Origin of the sequence: Streptomyces musisoli (assembly GCF_016741855.1) — a bacterium.
GTDB classification, from domain to species: domain Bacteria; phylum Actinomycetota; class Actinomycetes; order Streptomycetales; family Streptomycetaceae; genus Streptomyces; species Streptomyces musisoli.
This window is the reverse complement of the sequence record NZ_JAERRH010000001.1, coordinates 43,256-65,807: the sequence shown is the minus strand read 5'-3', so window position 1 is coordinate 65,807 and position 22,552 is coordinate 43,256. Positions and strand designations below refer to the sequence as shown.

The window sequence follows — 22,552 nt, the reverse complement described above, 5'->3', positions numbered from 1 at the left end:
GTGCCTGCCTTCCTGGCGGGTTACAGGATGAGTTCTTCGATCGGTCCGGTGGCCTCCGGCTCCTCGTCGCCGGTCACGACGAGGCTCCGGGCGGCGAGGGACCGGCAGACCAGGTCGACGATGTCCGCCACGGTGGTGTCGCCGAGGAGGCGCTGCGGCGGCACGTCCACGAACAGCCCCGTGCGGAACTGCTCCCTGAGCCGCATCGCGCGCAGCGAGTCCAGGCCGAGATCGCCCAGCCGGGTGCCGGCGAACCGTGCGCGCAGGCTCTCCCGGTCGTCCGCGAGCCCCTCGACCAGAGCGGTCACCCGGGCGAACACGATGTCCGTGAGCGCTTGCCGTGCCGCTTCCGGATCCTCGACGGCGAGCCGCGACAGCTCGTCGGCGTCCCACGGCCCGGCGGCATCCGGCTCCGCGTCGGCCGCGGCCCGCTCGGCCAGGTCGGACGCGGCGTGCGTGAGTCCCGCGAGGGTGACGAGCGGTTCGCCGGTGCCGGAGAACAGCTCGAGGTCGAGCGCACCGGCCTGGGTACGGCGGACATGGCACCACAGCCGCCGTGGCAGCTCGCGGTGGCAGGTGAGACGGGACAGGCCCGCCGGCAGCCACAGACCGGTGTCGGCGACGAGCGGCAGGGCGGTCAGCAGGCAGGCCTCCAGCACCACGGGGTGGAGGACGTACGGATCGGCGGCGGCCACATCGGTCTCCAGGACGGCCAGCGCCTCGTCGTCGGCCCGCCACCAGCCGCGGGTGACCTGCCGGAACGCCGGGCCGCAGGCGATTGCGGCGTCGTCGAGCCGTGCGAACAGCGCCGCGGGATCCTGCTCGGTCATCCGGGCACGCAGCCCGTCGAGGTCAGCGGCGGAGGGCGCAGGCGGGATCTGCGCGGTGACCGAGGCGGTGAACCGGAGGGTCCAGCCGCCGTCGGCGTCCTCGGGATCGGCGCTGAATCCCCTGATCCGGCGGGCCGCGCCGTCGGTTTCGGCCGCTGTCTGCAGGCTCAGCGCCGGTGTGCCGGGCAGCGTGGTCGGCGCACCGAAGGTGAGGTTCTCGACCGTAAGGACCCCGTCGCCGCCGTGGGCTCCGTGCCGCGCGGCCGCCAGGGCCCATTCGGCGACGGCGGCCGGCGGCAGGGCGGGCGTGCCGCGCAACCGGTACTGAGCGACGTACCAGGGCTCCCGCGCCGTCAGTGTCCGGGTGAACCGCCGTTCGGCGGAGCCGGCGAGGTCGATCGCGCCCCCGAGCAGCGGGTGAACGGACTGCCGGACCGCCTCGTGCCCGCCCCGGCCCCGGGTGACCGGCGCGTCGAGCCAGTACCGCTTGCGCTGGAACGGGTAGCCGGGCAGGCGGACCCGGCCGGCGCCCGTGCCGGTGAAGACGGCCTCCCACGACACCGCCGTTCCGGCCGTGTAGGCCGCCGCCAGGCGTGCCGGCACCCCGTCCTCGCTGACGACGGCTTCGGGGTCCAGCTCCAGACAGGCCGTCGCCCCTCGCGACCGCACGGCGGCCAGGACGTCCCCGGTGCCGGGCCGCAGGAAATCGCCGGCCGCCCAGTGGTCCGGGCGGCCGGGTTCGCCGGGGGAGACGAGCGCGATGTCCGGCTTCGCGTAGCCGATCCGCTCGGCGGTGGCCCGCAGTTCGTCCGCGGCCCCGTCGCCCGGGGCGCCGGACGCACGCGCGGCGGCGGCCGCGAGCGCTGCGGCATCGTCCAGCGACAGCACGCCGGCCGCGTGAGCCGCGGTGATCTCGCCGATTCCCGAACCGGCGACGAGGTCCGGCACCACACCGCACGAACGGATCAGGCGGTACAGCGCCACCTGGAGGGCGAACACGGCGGCCCGCGGGTACTCCGGCAGCGGCCGGTCCAGCAGGGCCTCCAGACGCGCGCGGACGTCGTCGTACGCCTCCGCGAAGGCGGGGAAGCGTTCCGCCTGCCTCCGGACCGGATCACCGGCCCCCGGCTCGGAGCCGGTGAACACCACGGCCGTTCTCGCGGCGGTGACCGCACCGGTGAACAGGCCGGGTGCGTCCTCGCCCCGGGCCAGAGCCGCGAGCGCGGCGAGGTGCTCGCCGGCCGAGGCGCCCACGCTGACCGCGCGGTGTCCGAACCCCGCCCTGGTACGGGCGAGCGCGATACCGACCTCCGCGACGGGAGCCGGCCGAGCGGTGAGGGCATCGCGGAGTTCCGCGGCCATGGCGCGCAGCGCCGGCTCGGTCTTCGCCGACAGCACCCAGGGTGTGGAGACTGCGCCGGCGCCGGCCGGTGCCGGGGCGAAGGCGCCGTCCGCGGCGGCCTCCTGCTCGAGGATCAGGTGCGCGTTGGTGCCGCTGATGCCGAAGGAGGACACGCCCGCCCGGCGGGGCCGGCCGTCGGCGGGCCACGGAACCGCCTCGGTCGTCAGCGCGACCGTCCCGCCGGACCAGTCGACATACGAGGACGGCTTGTCGATGTGCAGCGTCCGCGCATGGGTCCCGGCGCGCATGGACATGACCATCTTGATCACGCCGGCCACCCCGGACGCGGTCTGGGTATGGCCGATGTTCGATTTCACCGAGCCCAGCCGCAGGGGCCGGTCGGCCGTCCTGGTCTCGCCGTAGGTGGCGATGACGGCCTCGGCCTCGATCGAGTCGCCCAGCGGCGTGCCGGTCCCGTGCCCCTCCACCGCGTCCACCTGGTCGGGGGTGAGCCCGGCGTTCGCCAGCGCCTGCCGGATCACCGCCTCCTGCGCCGCGCGGCTCGGTGAGGTCATCCCGTTCGTCGCGCCGTCCTGGTTGACCGCCGACCCGCGGATGACCGCGAGCACGGAGTGGCCGTTGCGCCGCGCCACGGACAGGCGTTCCAGCACCAGCAGCCCGCCGCCCTCGCTGAACCCCATGCCGTCCGCGGCGTCCGCGAAGGGCTTGCACCTGCCGTCCCCGGCGAGAGCGCCGCGGTGGCCGAACTCGATGATGACGTCCGGCGTGGCCATGATCGTGACGCCGCCGGCCAGCGCGAGTTCGCAGTCGCCGCGCCGCAGTCCCTGGCAGGCCAGGTGGATGGCCACCAGCGAGGACGAGCAGGCCGTGTCGATGCTGATCGCGGGTCCGTGCAGCCCCATGACATAGGCGACCCGGCCCGACGCCGTACTCGGGGCGCCGCCGATGATCAACTGGTCTTCCACGCCGGCCGGGAGCGCCGCCTGCGGCCCCGCGCCGTAGTGGCAGTAGGAGACACCGGCGTAGACGCCCGCCCCGGTCCCGCGCAGGCCGGCCGGATCGAGGCCGGCGTGTTCCACCGCCTCCCACGCGGTCTCCAGGAGCAGCCGCTGCTGCGGATCCATCGCCAGCGCCTCGTGTTCGCCGATCCCGAAGAACCCGGCGTCGAACCGGTCGGCTCCGGCGACGAAGCCCCCCTGGCGCGCCGACGGTTCCGGCATCGCGTCGGTGCCGCCGGGCACGCCGACGGCGCCCCATCCCCGGTCACCGGGGAACGGCGAGATGCCGTCGCCCTCGCCGGACACGAACCGCCACAGATCCGCCGCGGAGCGGAGATCGGGCGGAAAGCGGCAACTCATACCGACGATCGCGATGGGCTCGGAATCCCTGAGTTCGGCCTCGTGCAATTTCCGGGCGGTCCGCTGCAGCTCCCCGGTGGCCTTCTTCAGGTATTGACGCAGCTTTTCTTCATCAGCCATCAACCGTACGGCTCCCCGTGGTATTCAATCTCTGTGTGTGCCCGGGAACGGATAGACTTCTTTTCTCAGTCTAATTCTGGCCCGACCTTACTGGGCGGGCGTGACCCCTGAAACCCCACCTCTACCCCTACGAACCCCTAGTGGGAGCGGCTAAGGGTGCGATAGGGGTTGATGCGTCACCGGGGCTCCGGTAATACAGGGACGACGGCAGGGTGAGCTGCGGCGGACATACTCGGGGAAGTGCGTTTCTCATATTCCGTGGGGCTTTTCCCGTGGGTACCGTGGCCGACGTGCCCAAGTCGCGGAGTCACCCGGGCTCTCCTCCGGGAAGGGGGCGAGAAGCCCTCGTTCCCCCGCAGGCGCACCATCCTCGTCCGTGCGGCGACGTGAACGAGCCCGGTGAGGTCGGCACTCCTGCCCCGGACAGCGGATTTACCTTCTCCTGCACGATCGTCGGACGGTCGGTGAACTGAATCCGAACCATTGCCTCGCCGTCGCGGCCGGCCTCGGCGGGGCGATAAGTCATGCCCGTGCACGAAATGAAGAATGCACGGGCAAATGTGCGGCATCAACCTGCCCCGTCGAGCGGCCCCGCTGGTACCGTCGACGGAGTTCGTTGACGATCATTGTGCCGATCCTGCCTCGGGAGATGGATTGTGTCGGGCCAACCTGTAGCGGTGGATACGCCCTGGGAAAGGGTTGCGCAATCCATCGAATTCATTCCCGCCCCTTATTCCAGCAAGCGCCAGCCGGAATCGGTGGCGCAGGAGATGCTGCGCTGCGGGCCGGCGGAGATCGACCGGCTCGTGGCGGCCGGGCTGCCGTTCGAGGAGCGGTCCGGTGTCCGTCACTTCGACCCCAACGATCTCTACAACCTCGGCATGTACTCGAACACCGCGAAGACACAGCCGGAGCTGACGTTCCGCATGCTCTTCCGGTTCGCGAGCCGGCCGGTGGACGACCTGCTGCGCACGAAGACCTGGGACTTCCAGGTCCGGCTGGAGTGCACGGACTGCGCCGGTGAGGCTCCGTGGCGCCTGGAGGAACCGGACATCGTCCGCTACGGCGGGAGCGTCGCCGACGTCACGGAACCGGCCCCGGGTACGGGGTCGGCGACGTACGCGGCCACGATCACCACGACCGGTGCGCTCACTCCGGTGCTCTCGCCGGTGCTGCGGCGGCTGACCGGCGAATACCTGTCCGCCGGCTACCGCTGGCAGATGATCCCCGTGCCCATGCAGGCCGACTACGGGCTGGTGCACGAGCTCGGCGCGACGAGCTGCATCGCGGCCAGCCTGCTGCTGGCCGAGCGGTTCCGGAACGCGGGGTACCGGGCCGAGGCGAAGCGGGGCTGGTTCTGCGGCGTGCTCGGCGGCGCCCTCGACCTGCCGCATGCCTGCGTCGAGGTCGAGGACGACGACGGCAGGCTCAAGACCATCGACATCGCCAAGGCCCAGCTGGCCGCGCGGCTCTCCGCGAGCACCAGCGCATTCCAGGAACTGTGCCTCGGGTCGATCTACAACAAAGTGATTCCGTCCACCGCTTCCGGCAACGCGGCCCTGGCCTACCACGAGTGCGGCTCACCGACGCCGGTCCAGGTACGCGCGGATATCCGATCGGTGCGTTGAGGAGACGACTGAACATGGCTGTACGCGGAATCGAGCCGATCCTGCTCGATCTGGACCGGCTGGAGCAGTTGGCCGAGTCCGGCTACTACAACCCGTATACGATGTTCGACTGGCCCGACGCCATCGAGCCCGACCTGCCGTGGATGAGCGAGAGCCTGACGACGCTCGCCGGCACGCCGATGTGGGACGAGCTGACCCGTGAGCAGCAGATCGCCCTCACCAAGTACGAGGCGATCAACTTCTTCAGCCTCAACATCCACGGCATCCGTGAGCTGATGAGCGAAGTCGTGATGCGCATTCACGAGCGGGCGTACGCGGATGTCTCGGAGTTCCTGCACCACTTCATCGGTGAGGAAAACGAGCACATGTGGTTCTTCGCGCAGTTCTGCCTGCGCTACGGCGGCAAGCTGTATCCGGCGCAGCCGTCGCTGAAGGCCGATTCGGTCGAGCATCTCTCGCCGGTTGCCCGCGAGATGATCGTGTTCGCGCGCATCCTCATCTTCGAGGAGATCGTGGACTACTACAACGCGCACATGGCCACCGACCAGTCGCTCCCGGCCATCGCCCGCGAGATCAACCGGGTGCACCACCAGGACGAGAGCCGGCACGTCGCGTTCGGCCGGATGATCTTCACTCACCTGCTCGGCCAGGTGGCCAGGCGGGATCCGGACGAGGTGCCGCTGGTGGCCGCCTACCTCGAGGACTACCTGCAGTACAGCATCGCCACTCTCTACAACCCGGCCGCATACCGCGATGCCGGCATCCCGGACGCACTCGCACTGCGGCGACGTGCGCTGGAGCACCCCGCCCGGCACGAGGCGCACGAGCAGTTGCTGAAGCGGACGAGGAAGTTCCTGTCGAAGGCAGGCGTGGGCAGGGAGCTGATCAAGTGACGACCGAGCCGATGCAGGCGGTCCGGGAGTTCATCCTGGGGCGCAATTCCGAGATCCAGCAGCTGGACGGCGATCTCGACCTGATCGACAGCCGGGCCATCAACTCGCTGGCCTTCGTCGAATTCATCTTCCTGCTCGAGGAGTTGACCGGCGAGCCGATCGACCCCGAAGAAGTGGACCTGGACGACTTCCGCACTCTCGACGCGATCGAAGAGCGATTCTTCAAGCAGAAGGCAGCGTGATGACCACAGCATCCGACAACGGCCTGAGCGTTCTCGACGGTGGCCAGCTGCGTCTGTTGCGGGCGCTCGACTCCGTGTTCCAGCGCTACGCCGAAGACCGGCAGGCCCCGGAGTTCCGGTTCCCGTTCCTGATCCGGTGCCAGGACCTCGACACCTTCGACTACTTCGACAACTTCCCGCACCTGGGCCTGGCCGCGACCCGGCTCGAGCCGCACCGCCTCGGCAAGCTGCTGACCGAGGCCGAGCGGCCGCTGGACCGCGTGCCGCCCGAGATCATGGAGCCGACCGCCTTCGCGCTGCCGTCGGCGGCCTGCTACGCCATCTACCTCGACCTGGCCGGCACGACACTGCCCGACGCCGGGGTCATGCGGACCACGGTCGCCACCTGCTTCCGCAACGAGGACCACTACGACGGCCTGCAGCGGCTGCTGGGCTTCTCCATGCGGGAGATCGTCTTCATCGGGCCGGAGGAGGGGGCCAAGCAGCATCTGGTGAGCGCCAAGGACACCGTGCTCGGGCTCTGCGCCGAACTCGGACTGGACGTCGAGGTCGCGGTCGCGACCGACCCGTTCTTCGACAAGAACAGCAGCAAGGCCAAGATGCAGCGGCTGTTCCCGGTGAAGGAGGAGTTCGTCGTGGGCGGCCTGGCGATCGGCTCCGTCAACTACCACCGGAACTTCTTCGGTGAGCGGTGCTCCATCCGGTCCGCCGACGACACGGCGCACACCAGCTGCCTCGCCTTCGGCCTGGAGCGGTGGGTCCACACCCTGACGCAGCGCTTCGGCGACACCGCCGCCGCGCTGTCCGCGCTGGAGAGCCTGAGCTGATGCGCACCACCTTGGCAGAGGTGCTCGGCATCGAAGTGAGCCTGCTCCAGTCGGGAATGGGCGGCGTCGCGGGTCCGGAGCTGGCATGCGCGGTGTCCGAGGCCGGCGCGGCGGGTTGTGCGGGCGGCTACAAGCTGTCGGGAGACGCGCTGTCGGCCATGCTCAAGCGGCTGGTCGCGGGAACCGGCCGCCCTGTCGGCGTGAACCTGATCCCGGAGGTCGTCGGACCGGACGAACTCGACCGGCAGCTCGCGCAGGTGCTCGACGAGACGCCGCGGCACGTGTACCTCTCCCTGTTCGGCATGGCCGACGACGCCGTGCTCGACCGGATCACCGGCGCGGGACGGCAGCTCGTCGTCCAGGTCGGGACCGTCCAGGACGCCGTACGCGCGGCCGAGCGGGGCGCGATCGTGGTGGTCCAGGGCACCGAGGCGGGCGGCCATCTCCTCGGGACGGCGCACCGGGACGAGCTGGTCGCCCAGGTGCGTGCTCTCGTGCCCGCCGCCTGTCTCGCCGCGGCGGGCGGGATCGGCTCGCCGGCCGAGGCGGCCCGGGCGATCGCCGCCGGCACCGACGGCGTGCTGCTCGGCACCGCCTTCGTGGTCGCCCGGGAGTCGATGGCCCACCCGCACTTCAAGACCGCGGTCCGCACGTCCGGCGCGGCCGACACGGTGATCAGCGAGGTGTACGAGATCGGGTGGCCGGGCCGGCGGCACCGCGTGCTCACGACGGACGTCACCCGCAACCCCGACCAGCCCAAGAACTTCATCGGCCGCACGGTCGTGGAGGGAAAGACGTACCTGGTCCCGCGGTTCAGCGCCGCGGTGCCGACCGTCACGACCAGTGGCCGCATCGAAGAGATGGCGATGTACTGCGGACTGTCCTGCGGCGCCATTTCCGAAGAACTCCCGGCGGCCGAGATCGTCGCCGGATTCGCCCGTGTTCTGCCGGGTGCCCACGCGGTTGGAACAGAGAAGGTGGAGGAATCGCATGGCAAGCTATGAAGAGCTGTCCCGGCTGGACATGACCTACCACGACGACGTCCCGCGCATTCCCACCAGGGAGGGCGTCGAACTCTATTACGAGTCCCGTGGCGAGGGCACCGACATCACGCTGCTCAACACCTTCTTCCTCCCCGTCCCGGCCTGGCGGGTGTACACCGGGGAACTCGAACAGCACTACCGCGTCCTGAGTTTCGACCTGTGCAACCACGGCCACTCCTCGAAGGTCGAGGAGGAGCCGACCTGGGAGGAGCACGCGGCCGACCTGATCGCCCTGCTCGACGCCCTGGAGATCGAGTCGACCTATCTGGTCGGCCTGTCCACCTCCACCGTGTTCGCCAGGGACGTGGCGCTGCGGTACCCCGAACGCGTCAAGGGACTGGTGCTGACGGGACCGGCCTTCGGCCCGCGCGGCATGCGGCGGCAGCGGCAGATCCAGCGGGCGTGGCTGCGGACGCTGGAGAGCCACGGCCTCGAGGGCCTGTACGAGCACCTGTACCCCGAGGTGTTCAGCGCGGAGATGAACGAGGCGATCGGTGCGCCCGGCTTCCTGGGCTTCCGTGAGAGCTTCAGCGCGCTCGCCACCGTCGAGGAGATGACCAACGGCCTCAAGCGCGCCATGCAGGACAAGAGCAACCCGGAGATGCTGGCCAGGGTCCAGGCGCCGACGCTGGTCGTCGTCGGCGACGACGACTTCCTGCTCAGCCCGACCGGCGCCAGGGAACTGGCCGCCCTGTTCCCGGACGGCAGTTGCGAGATCATCCCGAAGGCCGGCCACATCCCCTTCATCGACGATCCGGAAGGCTTCCAGTCGATCGTCCGGAAGTTCGTCGAAGAAGTGGAATCACGTGCCTGACGCAGCGTCCGAGGTGCGGCAGAGCATTCGTGAACTGCTGCGGGAGCAGCAGGGCGGTGACCGGTTCGTGAGCACGGTCTCCGACACCGAGTCGCTTCGGCAGGCGGGAATGTCCTCCAACGCCCTGGTCGCCCTGCTGGTGGCGATGGAGGACGCGTTCGACTTCGAATGGGACGACGACGTCCACCCGGAGGTGTTGCGCTCGATCGAGTCGCTGGCCGACCACGTCGTGGCACTGCGCGGTTGAAGGCCTCACGTGGCCGTCGAGCCGGCGGTCCCCGGCCGCGTCGCCACCGGGATGCGGACCGAATGGCGTGCGGTGCGGCGGCCGTACGGGCCGCATCAGCAGTCCGCGGCCGGCCGGCGGGCGGCCGCGGCGGCGCTGGCCGCGGCCGGTTCGGCCGACCGGACCGTGCCCCGTGACCCCGACGGCCGGCCGCGTTTCCCGCCGGGATTCGCCGGATCGATCTCCCACACCGACCGCCTGGCCGTCGCGGTGGTGGTTCCCGGTGCCGCGGCGGTCGGCGTCGACATCGAAAGCGCGGCCGTCGGCCCTCGTATGGCCGGATTCGTGCTGAGCAGGCGGGAGCGGCACACGCTGCTCCCGCCCGTCTGGGAACGCACCCCACGGGAACTCTTCTCCGCCAAGGAGGCAGCTTTCAAGGCACTGAACGGCAACGGTGAACTGGACGATTTCCTGTTCTGGAAGATCGAACTCAGTCGGTCCGGCGATGCGCTGATCGCGTCCTGCCGCGGTGCGACGGTTCCGGTGTGGGTCCGCTCCGCGGAAGGCATTTCCTGCGCCGTCGCGATCCGGTGGTGAACAATTCCGACGTCGCGAGTTCACTGCCGCAAGTTCACCACGGTACGTGAAATTCTCACTGTTCATTGTGGTTGACCGCCATGGTAGCTTGCATTTTGGGCGAGGGAAGTTCCGGTCCGCTTTCTCGGGTCGAGTAATTTCGAGCGTTGAGATGCCGCGGTCTCGGCGGAGGTGCCCGATTTTCTGTTTATTCGCTTGACGGCTGCCTTTTGTATGCACGTTGCAGCGAAATATTAAATCGTGCGCATCGTTGCTCACTCGGAGTGAGCATGTGTCAGGATTCTGGGAGGAGAGACTCGTGGGCGATCTTGGGAACTGCGCGGCAATCGTGGGTGTGGGCTGCCGGCTACCGGGCGGCATCACCAACCTGGATCAGCTGGAGGCGGCCCTGTTCGCCGGCCAGGACCTGGTGACCGAAGTTCCGCCGGACCGGTTCGACCCGGCGCTGTGGTGTGCCCCGGGGGAGGAGCCCCGCCCGGGCATGAGTTACACCAAAGCCGGCGGGTTCCTCCAGGACATCACCGGTTTCGACCCGGGCTTCTTCGGGATCTCGCCGCGTGAGGCGGCCCAGATGGACCCGCAGCAGCGGCTGTTGCTGGAGCTGACGGTCGAGGCGTTCCACCACGCCGGCATCGACCCGGCAGCGGTGGAGGGGCAGGACGGCGGCGTCTACGTGGGGACCTCCACGCGCGGCTACTGGGAGCTGGTGTCCGCGCGGCCCGAGGCGATCGACGCCCACTCGCTTCAGGGCACCCTCACCTGCAACGCCTCCAACCGGCTGTCCTTCCTCCTGGACTGGCGGGGCCCGTCGTACTCGATCGACACGGCGTGCTCGTCGGCGCTGGTCGCCGTGCACCAGGCCGCCCAGGCGGTGACGACGGGGAAGGTGCGCACCGCGATAGCCGCCGGTGTCGGCCTACTGCTGAACCCCGTCGACTACATCGGATTCGCCGAGGCGTCCGTCCTGTCGCCGACCGGACGCTGCCATGCGTTCTCGGAACTCGCCGACGGCTTCGTACGGGGCGAGGGCGCCGGCGTCGTCCTCCTCAAGCGGCTCGACGACGCGCTCGCGGACGGGGACCGGGTCCTGGCGGTCATCGCGGGCTCGGGCACCAACACGGACGGCCGGTCCGTGAACGTGATGAGCCAGCCGTCCCCGGTCACCCAGCAGGCGCTCCTGGAGCAGGTCTACGCGGAATCCGGCGTCAGCCCCGAGGAGCTCGTCTACCTGGAGTGCCACGGGACCGGCACCCCGGTCGGAGACCCGGTGGAATGCACCGCGCTCGGCGCCGCGCTCGGCGCCCACCGGGCCGCGGACCGCCCGCTCCCGATCGGGTCGGTGAAGACCAACATCGGGCACCTCGAGTGCGCCTCCGGAATGGCCGGACTCCTCAAGGCCCTCATCGTCCTCCGCAGCGGCCGGATCCCCCCGTCCCTGCACGGCCTGCCCCGCAACTCCGCCATCGACTTCGACGGGCTCGGACTCCTGCCCACCGACCGGGAGATCCCGATCGACCGGGGCCCCGGCCGCGCCGCGGCAGGCATCAACTCGTTCGGCATCGGCGGCGCGAACGCGCACGTCATCCTCGCCGAGCCGGCGGCGGACCACGCCGGCACCCAGCCGCCGACGACCGACCGGCGGCTGCCGGTGCTGGTCTCCGCCCGCACCCCCGAAGCACTCAACGAGGCCGCATGGGCGATGGCCGAGTACCTGGAGGACACCCCGGACCGCTTCTATGACGCCGCGTTCACCTCGGTGCGCCGGCGCCAGCGCTACGAGCACACCGCGGTGGTGATCGCCGACGACGCGGCCGGCGCCGCCCAGGACCTGTACAGCATCTCCGCCGGGACGCTCCCCGCGGCCGCGGCCCGCTGCGAGGCGGCCGCGGCGGCGGGGACACCCGTCGGTTTCGTGTTCGCGGGCAACGGCTCCCAGTGGGCCGGCATGGGATCGGCACTGATGGGCGCGGGCGCCGGGGCCGACGCCGCCTTCACCGCCGCCGTGCGGGAGGCGGACACGTACCTGTCCCCGCTGCTCGGCTGGTCGGTGGCCGATGCGCTCGCCGATGGACAGTACGACCTGGCCCGCACGGAGGTCGCCCAGCCGCTGCTGTTCGCCGTCCAGGTGGGGCTGGTGGCCTCGCTGCGCGAGCGGGGCGTCACCCCGTCGATGGTCACCGGGCACAGCGTCGGGGAGATCGCCGCCGCCCACGCCGCCGGCATCCTCGGCCTGGAGGCGGCCTGCCAGGTGGTGGCCATCCGCAGCGCCGCACAGGGCCGCACCGCCGGCACCGGGATGATGGCCGCCGCCGCCGTCAGCCTGTCGGACGCGGTCGAGCTGATCGCGGCGAGCGGCACCGACGTCGAGGTGAGCGCCATCAACTCGCCCACCGACGTCACCCTCTCCGGCGACCGCGAAGCACTGGAGGAAATCGGCAGGATACTCGCCGACCGCGGCGTGTTCTTCCGCATGCTGCCCCTCGACTACGCCTTCCACAGCGTCAAGATGGACCCGGTCCGGGCCCAGATCCTCGAGGAACTCGACGACCTCGCGACCGATGACCCGGCGCTGCCCATGTTCTCCACGGTGACCGGCGCGGCCGTGCCGGACGGCCGGACGATGGACGCGGACTACTGGTGGCGCAACATCCGGGAGCCGGTCAGGATGGCCGAGGCCGTCGCAGCGATGGCCGCCGCCGGCGCCGGCGTACTCGTCGAGATCGGCCCGCACCCCGTCCTCGCCACCTACCTGCGCCGGATCTCCCAGTCGCCGGACAGCCCCTCCTTCACCGCGACCGAGACCCTCCGGCGCGACCAGAAGCCGGACCTCGACGCGCACGCCGCGGCGGTTCTCGCGGCCGGCGGCGCCGTCGACATGGAGACCTGGTTCGCCGCACCCGGCCGCGTCGCCGACCTGCCCGCCTACCCGTGGCAGCGGGAGCGGCTGTGGGTCGGCGAACCGTCCTGGTGGGGCCACGGCCCCGGCGACGGCAAGCTCGTGCACCCGCTGCTCGGCGAACGCGTGGCCGTCGCGGAACCGCAGTGGGAGGGAACGGTCGAGGTGGCGCGCGTGCCCTGGCTGAGCGAGCACCAGGTGGCGGGCTCGATCGTCATGCCCGGCGCGGCATTCGCCGAGATGGCCCTCACCGCGGGACCCGCCGCGATCCGCGACCACGCGATCCAGGTCACCGACCTCGCGGTCACCTCCGGCCTCACCATGCCCGCACCCGGCGACCCCGCGCAGGTACACCTCAGCACCGCCGTGTCCGGTGACATGATCACCATCTCCTCGCGGCGTGACCGGCTCGGAAGCCCGGCCCAGCCGTGGCAGCAGCACGCCCGCGGCCGGCTGCGCGCCGTCACGGCCCCCACCCCGCGGGCGCTCGATGTCACGGCCGTCCGCGCCCGCCTCGACGACGCGATGACCCTGAACCACGAAGAGTTCTACGCGATCAGCGACCGGGCGGGCACCGTCTACGGCCCCGGCTTCCGCGCCGTGACCGGCGCGTGGTTCCGCAGCGAGGTGGGCGGGACCGGCGAGCTTCTCGCCGAGTACACCATGCCCGCCGCACCCGCCGCCGAGATGACCGGACCCACCAGCCGCTACATCGCGCACCCCGTGCTCCTCGACGTCGCGCTCCACGCGGGCGGCCCGCTGAACTCCTCCCTGTGCGACGGCTCAATGCTGTTCATGCCCGTCGAGTTCGGCGCGCTCACCGCCTGGTCACGGCCGCCCACACAGGGCGTCGTGCACGTCGTCGCCCACTCCGAGACCGGCCGGGAAGCCGTCTGGGACGTGACGCTGGCCCACCCGGACGGCACCGTCGCCATCACCATCAAGGACATGCGGCTCCGCCTGATCGAGGGCCGCCCGCAGCCCCCGCTGGGCATATGGGCAGCCACCTCGGAGACGGCCGCCTTCACGGACGACTCCGGCACGCCGCTCGCCACGGACACCGCAGGCACCCCGACGGCCTGGACGGTCCTGGCGGACCACGGCGGACTGCCGTTCGCACAGCGGCTCGCCGCCACGCTCGACGCCGCGGCCCCCACGGCCGTCGCCCCCGGCGACACCGCACACTGGACGGACGCGGTCCAGCAGGACGCCGCCGACTCAGCGACCGCGGTCGCACTGGTCCTCTCCGACGACGGCGACGACCCGGTCGCGGCCGCGTCAGACGCCGGACAGATCCTCCGCGACCTGTCGCTCGCCTGGCAGCAGCGCCTCACCGACACCCCCGACGCACGGCTGACGCTCTGGCTGATCACCGGGCCCTGCGGCGCCATGGCACACCCCGGAACCGACGGCGCCGGCAGCATGGCGGCGGCCTCGGCCTGGGGCACGGCCCGGACCATCACCAACGAGATACCCGGCATCACCATCCGCCGGATCGCCGTCGAGCCCTCCTTCGACCCGGCGCTGAGCGACCGCGTCGCCGAGGTCCTCACGGCCGACACCGGCCAGGAGGACGAGTTCGCCGTCCTCCCGGACGAGGTACGCGTGCCGCGCGTCGCCCCCGTGCCGGCGTCCACGGGCGAAGCCGGCCGGCCGCGCACCACGCCCACGGACCAGGCAACGGCCCTCCAGGTGCGCACGATCGCGCTGACACCGCAGTTCGGGCCCGCTGCGATCCCGATGCCCGAACCCGGCCCGGGCCAGGTCGTCATCGAGGTCAAGGCGGCCGCACTGAACTACAAGGACGTCATGCTGGCCACCGGCCTGATGCCCATCGAACCCATGCAGGCCGACTGGCGCGCAGGCGTCAACGCCGGTCCGCTGATCGGCCAGGAATGCGCCGGCGTGATCGCCAGGACCGGCCCCGGCGTCACCGGCCTGAGCGTCGGCCAAGCCGTCATGGCCGTCGGCTGCGGCTCCCTGGCCAGCCACGTCATGGCCGAGGCGGCGGTCACCGTCCCCATTCCCGAAGGCATGGACTTCGAGCACGCCGCGACCATGCCGCTCGTCTACGCGACCGCCCACTACAGCCTCAACGTGCTGGCCGGCATGTCGGCCGGCGAGACCCTGCTCCTGCCCGGCGGCGCCGGCGGTGTCGGCCTGGCCGCCCTGAACCTGGCACGCCTGGCCGGCGTGCGCGTCATCGGCCTCGCCGGTACACCCGAGAAGCGGCAGCTCCTCCTGGACCGGGGCGCCGAGCACGCGCTCGACTCGCGCTCCGACGCGTTCCCCGACCAGGTCCGGGAACTGACCGGCGGACGGGGTGTGGACATCGTCCTCAACTCCCTGACCGGAACCGCCGCCGTGAACTGCCTGGAACTGCTCGCCCCCGACGGACGGTTCGTCGAACTCGGCAAGCGGGACCTGTACGGCGACGCCGGACTGCGGCTGCGCCCCTTCCTGAACACCCTGTCCTACTTCGCCGTCGACCTGGCCCAGCTCATCGACCGGCGTCCCGAGCGAGCCGGCGAGGTCCTGAGCGACATCGCCCGGCTGGCCGGAGAGGGACGTATCGAACCGCTGCCGCACACCGTCTACCCGGCAGCCCGCCTCGATGACGCGTTCAACCGGCTCAAGCGGTCCGAGCACATCGGCAAGCTCGTCATCGACACCACCGGCATCGCCGCCCAGCGCGTGGCGTTCGACCCCGAGGGCGTGTACCTCGTCACCGGCGGAACCGCCGGCTTCGGCGCCGCCACCGCATCCTGGCTCGTCGACCACGGCGCCGGGCAGGTCATCGTCACCGGACGCCGCGAGCCCGCCCAGGAGCCGGACCGCGCCGGCATCACCTTCATGGCCGCCGACGTCACCGACAGGGCCGCCATGACCCGGGTCGTCGACCACGCCCGGACCTGCGCGCCGGGCGGACTGCGCGGAGTGTTCCACTGCGCGGCCCGCTATGACGACGGGCCCGTCGAGGAGCTGACCGGCGACCGGTACGAAGGCGTCCTCGCCCCGAAGGTCGCCGGCGCCCGGCTCCTCGACGAACTCACCAGCGACTGCGACCTCGACCACTTCGTCCTCTACTCCTCCGTCTCCGCGCTGCTCGGGAACCGGCTCCAGGCCTCCTACGCAGCCGCCAACCTGGGCCTGGAGACCCTGGCCCGCCAGCGCCGCGACCGCGGCCAGGCAGCACTCGCCGTCGGCTGGGGAGCCATCGCCGGCACCGGCGTCGTCGTCCGCGACAACCTCTCCGAATCCATGACCAGGCTCGGACTCGTGCCGATCTCCACCGCCGAAGCCCTCGACTCCCTGGGCCGGCTCCTCATCGGCGACGCGCCGCACAGCGCGGTGATCGCACGCGTCGACTGGGAACGGGCCGGCCTCATGTTCCCGTCCAGCGCCGCGGCACGGTTCTCCCAGCTCATCACCTCGGCGTCCGGGCAGCAGGACCGGGCCGGCGGGAGCCTGCGCGAGCAGCTGCTGGCCGGCGACGCGGCCGAGGCGGAGGACCTGGCCACCCATGCGCTCACCGAAGTCATCGCCGCCATCCTGCGGACCGAACCGGAACGCCTTTCGCCCTCGGTACCGCTGAACCGCCTCGGACTCGACTCGATTCTGGCGACCGAGCTGGGCGTCACCCTGCGACGCCAACTCGACCTCGACATCCCCACCCTGGAGATCCTTGCCAGCCAAGGCATACGCGACCTGGCCGGCCGCGCCATGGCCGCCGCAGGGGTCAGCCACGCCAAGGAGCAGCACTCGTGAACGACTGGATCGTCCCCATCGCGCCCGACCCGGACGCGCCGGTCTGCGTGATCGGCCTGCCGCACCCGGGCGGCGGCCCCAACTTCTACGCGCCCTGGGCCGACGTCAGCGGCGTCGAGATCCTCGCCGTCCAGCCCCCCGGACGCGAGGCCCGCACCGCCGAGCTGCCCATCACCGACCTTCCCCGCCTCGTCAGGCAGACCGCGAACGCGATCGCGGGGCTCTGCGAGCGCCGCCCGACGGCACTGTTCGGGCACTCGGGCGGCGGCCGCTACGCCTTCGAGGTCTGCCGGGCCCTGGAGCGCGCCAACCGTGGCCCCGCGCTGCTGTGCCCCTCGGGGATCTCGGCGCCGGACCACCAGTACTGGACCAGCACCGCGCAGACCCTGCTCAGCGATCCCGTCACCGCCTATCTCATGCTCGGCGGTGAGGCTCTCCCGGGACAGATCGAACAGGACCAGGCCACCGTCGACTCCTTCATCTCCCTGATCCGCGCCGACGCCCGGCTGTACACCGGGCTGGGACTCCAGCCGCCCGTCCCGCTGCGGTGCGCCGTCGCCGCCTTCGCCGGCGACGACGACGCCATCGCCGACCCCGGGGACATGGCGGGGTGGGAGAAGTGGGCAGCCGGCCCGGAAGCCTTTACGCTGCACCGCTACCCGGGCGACCACTTCTACATCCGGCACCACTTCCAGGCGGTCCTGGACGACCTGCTCGCCGACCTGACACGGACCGCGGGCCCCGACCCGAGGACCGCACAGCCGACCGCCCTGTCCCACTCCGGGTAGCGGCGGAGGGCGATGCTCCGCGGAGAATCGCTCTTCGGGGAATGCGGTGGCGCGGCAGGGTGAAGCCCGCCCGCCCCCACAGGTGCCGCACGACCGCCCTGGTCCTGGTCCTGAGGTATTCGGTTCCGCCGCCGTGAACCGGAGCGTGAAGGCCGGGACCAGGGCTTTGCGCTGCGCGCCGGGCCCACGGCGCGGCGCGCGGGCATCCTCGGTTCGCGACGGGGGCCGGATTCCGTGGCGGTATTACGCATGGGCCGAGGTTCCGCGATGCGTGTCTTTTCGTTTCTTCGACGACTTTCCACGGAATCCACGGGCGCTGCACCGGTCACCGCATTGAAGTCACACCGCGTGCCGTGAATTTCGCATGCGTCCGCTGCCGTCTCTTCCCGTCGCCGTGCCGGCGAAATAAATTCGGGGAAAGTGCGCCCCGACCCGCCGACCGAATACGGGGGAGAACCGCGATGCCTTTGGACCGTCTACTCCGGCACCTGATCGCCTGGCAGAGTGTCGACGGCCCCCCGGTCCCGGATCGCGAACTGACCATCGAGCAGGCGCGCGAGCGGTACCGGGCGAACGCGGTCCGCCCGGATCGGGACAAGGAAGGTTCCGGCCCGGCCGTGGTCGCGGCCGACCGGACGATCGACGGTCCGGACGGGACGGCGCTCCCGGTCAGGGTCTACACCCCAAAGTCCGCCGGGCAGCGGGTGGTCACCTTCCTGCACGGCGGGGGATGGTCGCTGGGGGACCTGGACAGCCACGACTGGGTCTGCCGGGACCTGGCGGGGTCGCTGAGCGCGGTCGTGGTCTCGGTCGACTACCGGCGGGCGCCGGAGTTCCCCTATCCCGCGCCCCTGCACGACGCCATCGCCGCGGCCCGGTGGACGGCCCGGTCCTTCCCCGGCCGGACGCACGTGATCGCGGGCGACAGCGCCGGCGCCAGCCTGTCCCTGGGCGTCGTCCTCGAGGCGAGCGAACTCCGCTTCGCCGCACAGCTGTTGATCTACCCGCCGGTGGACCCGAGTCTGATCATCGCCTCGGCCGGTGAACGCGGCAAGGGATACCTGCTGAGCGTCGAGGACATGGCCTGGAACTACGCGCAGTACGTGCCCGATCCGCGGCGGCGCGCCGACCCTGCCGTCGACCTGCTGAAGGCGGACCTCCGGAACCTGCCGCCGACGATCGTGGCCACCGCCGAATACGACCCGCTCCACGACGAGGGCGTGGAACTGGTGGCGCGGATGCGCGCCGCGGGGGTCTCCGTACGCCATGTACCGGGGGAGGGGCTGGTCCACGGCTACTTCCTGATGCAGGGCGCCGTGCCGGCGGCGGCCGCGTGCGCCCGGCGGGTGATCCGGGAACTGGACACCCTGCTGAGTTCCGAAGGCGGCAGACCGTCCGGCGGTGTGCCGAGCCACTAGGGTCTTTCGTCCGGATCGGCCCGGTGCGATCCGAACGAGAGGCCCGGGGCGCGCCGTTCGACCGCTGTCGGTTCCCGCTCCCCCTTCCGTCGACGGCCGGCCGGACACTCCACCGGCCGGCGACCGCGGCCCGCACTCCTAGGGAGCGGCGTGGCCGGCTGTTTCCTCCTGCGGCGGAAGGGTCGTCCGGAGCCGGCAGAGCCCGTCGATGAAGATGTTCAGCCCGTAGTCGAACCGTTCCGCCGGGTCCGTGCTCGTCAGCGAGTCGAGTGCCGCCGCGTACTGCGGTGACACCTCGACGTCGAGCCGTTCGGTGTGGGTCCGCCAGTCGTGGCCGGCCGGCAGCCGCAGCTGGGCCTGTTCCTCGATGGTGTGGCCGAGGACGTAGTAGAAGAGGGCGAAGGTGACCCAGCCCGCCTGCGCGGGCGGCAGACCGGCCCCGCAGAGCACCTGGACGGACGTGTCCGAGCCGATGATGGTGTTGGCTCCGGGGGCGAACGTGCCGGCCACGACCCGGGCGCCGTCGCGATGGCTGAGCAGCGCCGCGCGGAGCCGCTTGCCGAGGATCCGGACCTGGTCGGGCCAGGGGACGCCCGGCAGGGGGGCGCCGATGCCCTCGACGATCTTGTCGGCCATGGCGTCGAGCAGGGCCTCTTTGTTCGGGTAGTGCCGGTAGAGAGCGCCACCTTGCACGTTGAGTGCCGCCCCGAGCTTGCGCATCGTGAGCTGGTCGAGGCCCTCGGCGTCCAGGAAGCGCAGCGCTTCCCGGACAACGTCGGCTTTGCGCAGTGGCATTGCGTCTCCCTTGATTGACATCCGCCGGACGACATCGTAACGTGAACGCTGTTCACGTGAACGCTGTTCACGTCAGCGTGGTTCACTCGCGGTCAGTCACTGAGGAGACTCCATGTCCGAGACCCGAGTCGCGTCACCACCCCCTGTTCTCCGGCCCAACCTGCCGCTCGGCGTTGTCGTGGCCATGTCCTGCCTCGCCCTGTTCATGGTCGTCCTCGACTCCACCATCGTGACCGTGGCCCTGCCGGACATGAAAACCGGGCTGAGTCTGTCGACCGATGGGCAACAGTGGGTGGTCAGCGGCTACTTGATCACCTTAGGCGGCTTCCTGCTCCTGGCCGCCAGGGCCGGTGACCTCTTCGGACACAAACGGGTGTTCCTGTTCGGCGCGGTCGTCTTCACCGTCACCAGCCTGATCGGCGGCCTGGCGTCCGACGGCCCCGTTCTGATCGCGGCCCGGATCGCCCAGGGTGCCGGTGCCTCCGCACTGACCCCCACCAGTCTGAGTCTCATCACCGCCAGCCACACCGACGAACGCGAACGGGGGCGTGCCCTGGCGCTGTGGAGCATGATGGGCGGGATCGCGGGCCTGGCCGGCGTGGTCCTCGGTGGTGTCCTCACCGCCGAACTGAGCTGGCGCTGGGTGCTGTTCGTCAACGTCCCGCCCGGCATCGCGCTGTTCGTCGCAGCCGTGCTGTTCCTGCTTCCCACCGCCGCCAAGGAGCGAGTGCGGCTCGACCTGCCCGGTGCCCTCTGCGTCACCCTCGGGATCGGCGCGCTCACCTACGGGCTGTCGGAGGCCTCCAGCGAGGGCTGGGGCTCGGCGAACACCCTGGTGCCGCTGAGCGCGGCCGCCGTCCTCATCGCCGCGTTCCTGGTGGCCGAGGCCAAGGGCTCCAGCCCGCTCATCCCGCTCGACCTGCTCAGGCCGCGGACCCTGCGGGTCGCGAACGTGCTCATGTTCTGCCTGGGCGTGACGCTGACCGCCCTGATGTTCTTCATGTCCCTGTACTGCCAGCAGGTCCTCGGCTACAGCGCGCTGCGCACCGGTATGGCCATGCTGCCGGTCACCGTCATCTTCATCGTCGGTGCCATCGTCGCCCGCCAGCTCGTCCCCAAGGTCGGCCCCCGGCCGCTGCTGGTGGCCGGCGGCCTCATCGCCGCCGGGGGCATCGCCTGGGTCGCCACCATCCCGACCCACAAGGCCTACGTGACCCACATCCTCCTCCCGAACCTGACCGGCGGGTTCGGCGTCAGCATCATGCTGCTCGCCGTCACCATCAGCGGCACCGCGGGGGTCGATCCCCGCAACGCCGGTGCCGCCTCCGGCCTGCTCAACACATCCCGTCAGATCGGCGGAGCCGTCGGTCTCGCCGTGCTCGTGAACATCGCGTCCCGCGTGACCTCTCATGCGAGCCATGACAAGGGCCGTCTCGACGCGCTGGTGCAGGGCTATCGCGCCGCCTTTCTCGTGAACGCCGGTCTCATGCTCCTGGCCGGGCTGGCTGCTCTCGCATTGCCGGCCATGGCGTCGGCCGAACGGGAAACCCAGGAATCGCTCGACGGCCGGACGGCGTCCACGCGGGCGTAACCGGAAGACTATTTGCAATTTGCCCCTCGGAATGAGCCGGACACGGAGACGTGTCCGGCTCGTTCTTTTCCGGCCGAGTCGGACGATCACGGAGACGGGCTGCGCCGGGCCGGCGGGGCGGGGCTGCCGGGCTTGCCGTGCCCCGTCGCGGGCCGGCGGCGCCGGGGGCCGGTACTGGCCCGTGCCGCGCCCGTACCGGCCCTCCACGGTGTTGCGTGATCGCGCAGGACGGCGGGCCCCCGTGTTCCGCAGGGCGGAATGTGCGGGATCATCGAGGCGGCACTCCGCTCCCTCTCCGCAGCATTCGGGGCGCTCTCGTCATTGATCTCCGCCCGTTCCGTACCGCGTCCGTCCCAGACCTTCTCGGAGGACGGGGGCCTGCGAGAGAGAGAGCCGTTTGCTCATTTATGCACTGCAAATGATCATTCGGATAAAGATGTAAAGAGCACCCTATTTGGAATCCGCGACTGAAGCAGATGTTCCGGAATCTGCTCCTGATGCGGGCCCAAAGGGGCTTGAGGGTTCAAGGATCGAAAGTTGCAGATCAGTCCGCGCCGACATGCGACATGATCCTGCTGTACGGGCTCACATCACGTTCACCTCGACTCCGACAGGTTCGAACCTCGGATTTAGTCGAAGATCCGCTTTACGCCGACGGACTCGGCCGGCCGGCCGGAGATCGGACCAGGAATTGCGTGCGCGAATCGGACTCGAAAATTCCGACTGTGCGCCGCCATGTGCGACCGAATTCCGGCATTTCAGCGGACGCCGCAGCTCGGGCAAGCTTTGGCCTAAACCTCTTGACCGGTAACAGTTCTATTGACTATCTTCGACCGCTGTCGGCCTCAAACGGGGGAGGTTGCACGGTGTACTTGTCGATCGCCGACTCCGGGCGTATGGCAAGATTTAACCGCTATCGCATGGCCAGGTCGTTTCAACCAGAGGTCGGATTGACTTCCTGCGGGTTTCCGCCGGCCGTACGAATCGGGCAGACGTACCGTCGGCTGCTTCACCGCATCTCGCGGTTCACCAAAGGCACTGGCGTTTCACGGCGCGGGTGCCGGCCGCTCGGACGGCGCGGCAGCTCCCTCGCGGACAGGGTTGTCGGTCTCGGGATAACGGCACTGACCTGCGTAAAGGTGGCCGGGGGCAGCCGGCGCGGCGAGGGGCCGGCGGACGGGCCGCTCTTCGTCGGGGCGTCTGGTGCGTCCGCCGCCGGCCGAGAATGCACCCGTTTCCGCCATACCGGCGACTTTCGGCCGTCGTGGCGGATTGCCTGCGTATCCTCCGGGGCGCCGAGGGTCGAGGCGGTGGCCGGAACCGTGCGCTCATGGAAGCACGAACCGGGCGGAGCC

General features: G+C 70.7%; 14 protein-coding genes. 12 read left to right on the top strand and 2 right to left on the bottom strand.

The annotated features are described in order from the left end of the window. Positions 1–20: 20 nt before the first annotated feature. Positions 21–3,671 (bottom strand): type I polyketide synthase, encoded by a 3,651-nt coding sequence (locus JK361_RS00215; protein ID WP_201813527.1) that lies wholly within the window; start codon positions 3,669–3,671, stop codon positions 21–23. Between the two features lie 758 nt (positions 3,672–4,429). Between JK361_RS00215 and JK361_RS00210 the strand changes: the two genes are divergently transcribed. The 11 genes from JK361_RS00210 (at position 4,430) to JK361_RS00160 (ending at position 18,811) form a co-directional block, all read left to right on the top strand. Beyond that, positions 4,430–5,299 carry a hypothetical protein gene (locus JK361_RS00210; protein ID WP_201813526.1) on the top strand — a complete coding sequence of 290 codons (870 nt, stop codon included), beginning with the start codon at positions 4,430–4,432 and terminating at the stop codon, positions 5,297–5,299. 14 nt (positions 5,300–5,313) lie between these two features. Next, positions 5,314–6,192 carry a diiron oxygenase gene (locus JK361_RS00205; protein WP_201813525.1) on the top strand — a complete coding sequence of 293 codons (879 nt, stop codon included), beginning with the start codon at positions 5,314–5,316 and terminating at the stop codon, positions 6,190–6,192. Beyond that, a complete protein-coding gene (locus JK361_RS00200) occupies positions 6,189–6,434 on the top strand; it encodes an acyl carrier protein (RefSeq protein ID WP_251095854.1) in 246 nt (81 codons plus the stop codon). Before JK361_RS00205 ends, JK361_RS00200 begins: the two co-directional genes overlap by 4 nt. Beyond that, the gene (locus JK361_RS00195; RefSeq protein ID WP_201813524.1) at positions 6,434–7,261 is read left to right on the top strand and encodes a class-II aminoacyl-tRNA synthetase family protein; all 828 of its coding nucleotides are present in this window, start codon (positions 6,434–6,436) and stop codon (positions 7,259–7,261) included. The genes JK361_RS00200 and JK361_RS00195 overlap by 1 nt, the downstream gene beginning before the upstream one ends. Beyond that, the gene (locus JK361_RS00190) at positions 7,261–8,265 is read left to right on the top strand and encodes an NAD(P)H-dependent flavin oxidoreductase (RefSeq protein WP_201813523.1); all 1,005 of its coding nucleotides are present in this window, start codon (positions 7,261–7,263) and stop codon (positions 8,263–8,265) included. The genes JK361_RS00195 and JK361_RS00190 overlap by 1 nt, the downstream gene beginning before the upstream one ends. Further along, on the top strand, positions 8,252–9,118 hold the full coding sequence (locus tag JK361_RS00185) for an alpha/beta fold hydrolase (RefSeq protein WP_201813522.1): 867 nt from the start codon (positions 8,252–8,254) through the stop codon (positions 9,116–9,118). Before JK361_RS00190 ends, JK361_RS00185 begins: the two co-directional genes overlap by 14 nt. Continuing rightward, positions 9,111–9,365 carry a phosphopantetheine-binding protein gene (locus JK361_RS00180; RefSeq protein ID WP_201813521.1) on the top strand — a complete coding sequence of 85 codons (255 nt, stop codon included), beginning with the start codon at positions 9,111–9,113 and terminating at the stop codon, positions 9,363–9,365. Before JK361_RS00185 ends, JK361_RS00180 begins: the two co-directional genes overlap by 8 nt. A gap of 9 nt (positions 9,366–9,374) precedes the next feature. Further along, entirely contained in the window at positions 9,375–9,941 is a 567-nt protein-coding gene (locus JK361_RS00175) for a 4'-phosphopantetheinyl transferase superfamily protein (RefSeq protein ID WP_201813520.1), read from the top strand. A gap of 298 nt (positions 9,942–10,239) precedes the next feature. After that, positions 10,240–16,605 carry a type I polyketide synthase gene (locus JK361_RS00170; protein WP_201813519.1) on the top strand — a complete coding sequence of 2,122 codons (6,366 nt, stop codon included), beginning with the start codon at positions 10,240–10,242 and terminating at the stop codon, positions 16,603–16,605. After that, the gene (locus JK361_RS00165; protein ID WP_201813518.1) at positions 16,602–17,393 is read left to right on the top strand and encodes a thioesterase II family protein; all 792 of its coding nucleotides are present in this window, start codon (positions 16,602–16,604) and stop codon (positions 17,391–17,393) included. Before JK361_RS00170 ends, JK361_RS00165 begins: the two co-directional genes overlap by 4 nt. 461 nt (positions 17,394–17,854) lie before the next feature. After that, complete coding sequence (locus tag JK361_RS00160; protein WP_201813517.1) at positions 17,855–18,811, top strand: alpha/beta hydrolase; 957 nt, start codon at positions 17,855–17,857, stop codon at positions 18,809–18,811. Between the two features lie 138 nt (positions 18,812–18,949). Here the strand turns inward: JK361_RS00160 and JK361_RS00155 are convergent, their stop codons facing one another. Beyond that, on the bottom strand, positions 18,950–19,606 hold the full coding sequence (locus tag JK361_RS00155) for a TetR/AcrR family transcriptional regulator C-terminal domain-containing protein (protein WP_201813516.1): 657 nt from the start codon (positions 19,604–19,606) through the stop codon (positions 18,950–18,952). A 112-nt stretch (positions 19,607–19,718) separates the two neighbouring features. Here JK361_RS00155 and JK361_RS00150 point away from each other — a divergent pair, with 112 nt between their 5' ends. After that, a complete protein-coding gene (locus JK361_RS00150) occupies positions 19,719–21,197 on the top strand; it encodes a DHA2 family efflux MFS transporter permease subunit (RefSeq protein ID WP_201813515.1) in 1,479 nt (492 codons plus the stop codon). Positions 21,198–22,552 lie beyond the last annotated feature (1,355 nt).

Bases quoted from the DNA above. Each gene is read 5' to 3' on its own strand.
- JK361_RS00155 (WP_201813516.1), bottom strand. From the start codon at position 19,606: ATGCCACTGCGCAAAGCCGACGTTGTCCGGGAAGCGCTGCGCTTCCTG.
- JK361_RS00205 (WP_201813525.1), top strand. From the start codon at position 5,314: ATGGCTGTACGCGGAATCGAGCCGATCCTGCTCGATCTGGACCGGCTG.
- JK361_RS00150 (WP_201813515.1), top strand. From the start codon at position 19,719: ATGTCCGAGACCCGAGTCGCGTCACCACCCCCTGTTCTCCGGCCCAAC.
- JK361_RS00190 (WP_201813523.1), top strand. From the start codon at position 7,261: ATGCGCACCACCTTGGCAGAGGTGCTCGGCATCGAAGTGAGCCTGCTC.
- JK361_RS00160 (WP_201813517.1), top strand. From the start codon at position 17,855: ATGCCTTTGGACCGTCTACTCCGGCACCTGATCGCCTGGCAGAGTGTC.
- JK361_RS00195 (WP_201813524.1), top strand. From the start codon at position 6,434: ATGACCACAGCATCCGACAACGGCCTGAGCGTTCTCGACGGTGGCCAG.
- JK361_RS00215 (WP_201813527.1), bottom strand. From the start codon at position 3,671: ATGGCTGATGAAGAAAAGCTGCGTCAATACCTGAAGAAGGCCACCGGG.
- JK361_RS00185 (WP_201813522.1), top strand. From the start codon at position 8,252: ATGGCAAGCTATGAAGAGCTGTCCCGGCTGGACATGACCTACCACGAC.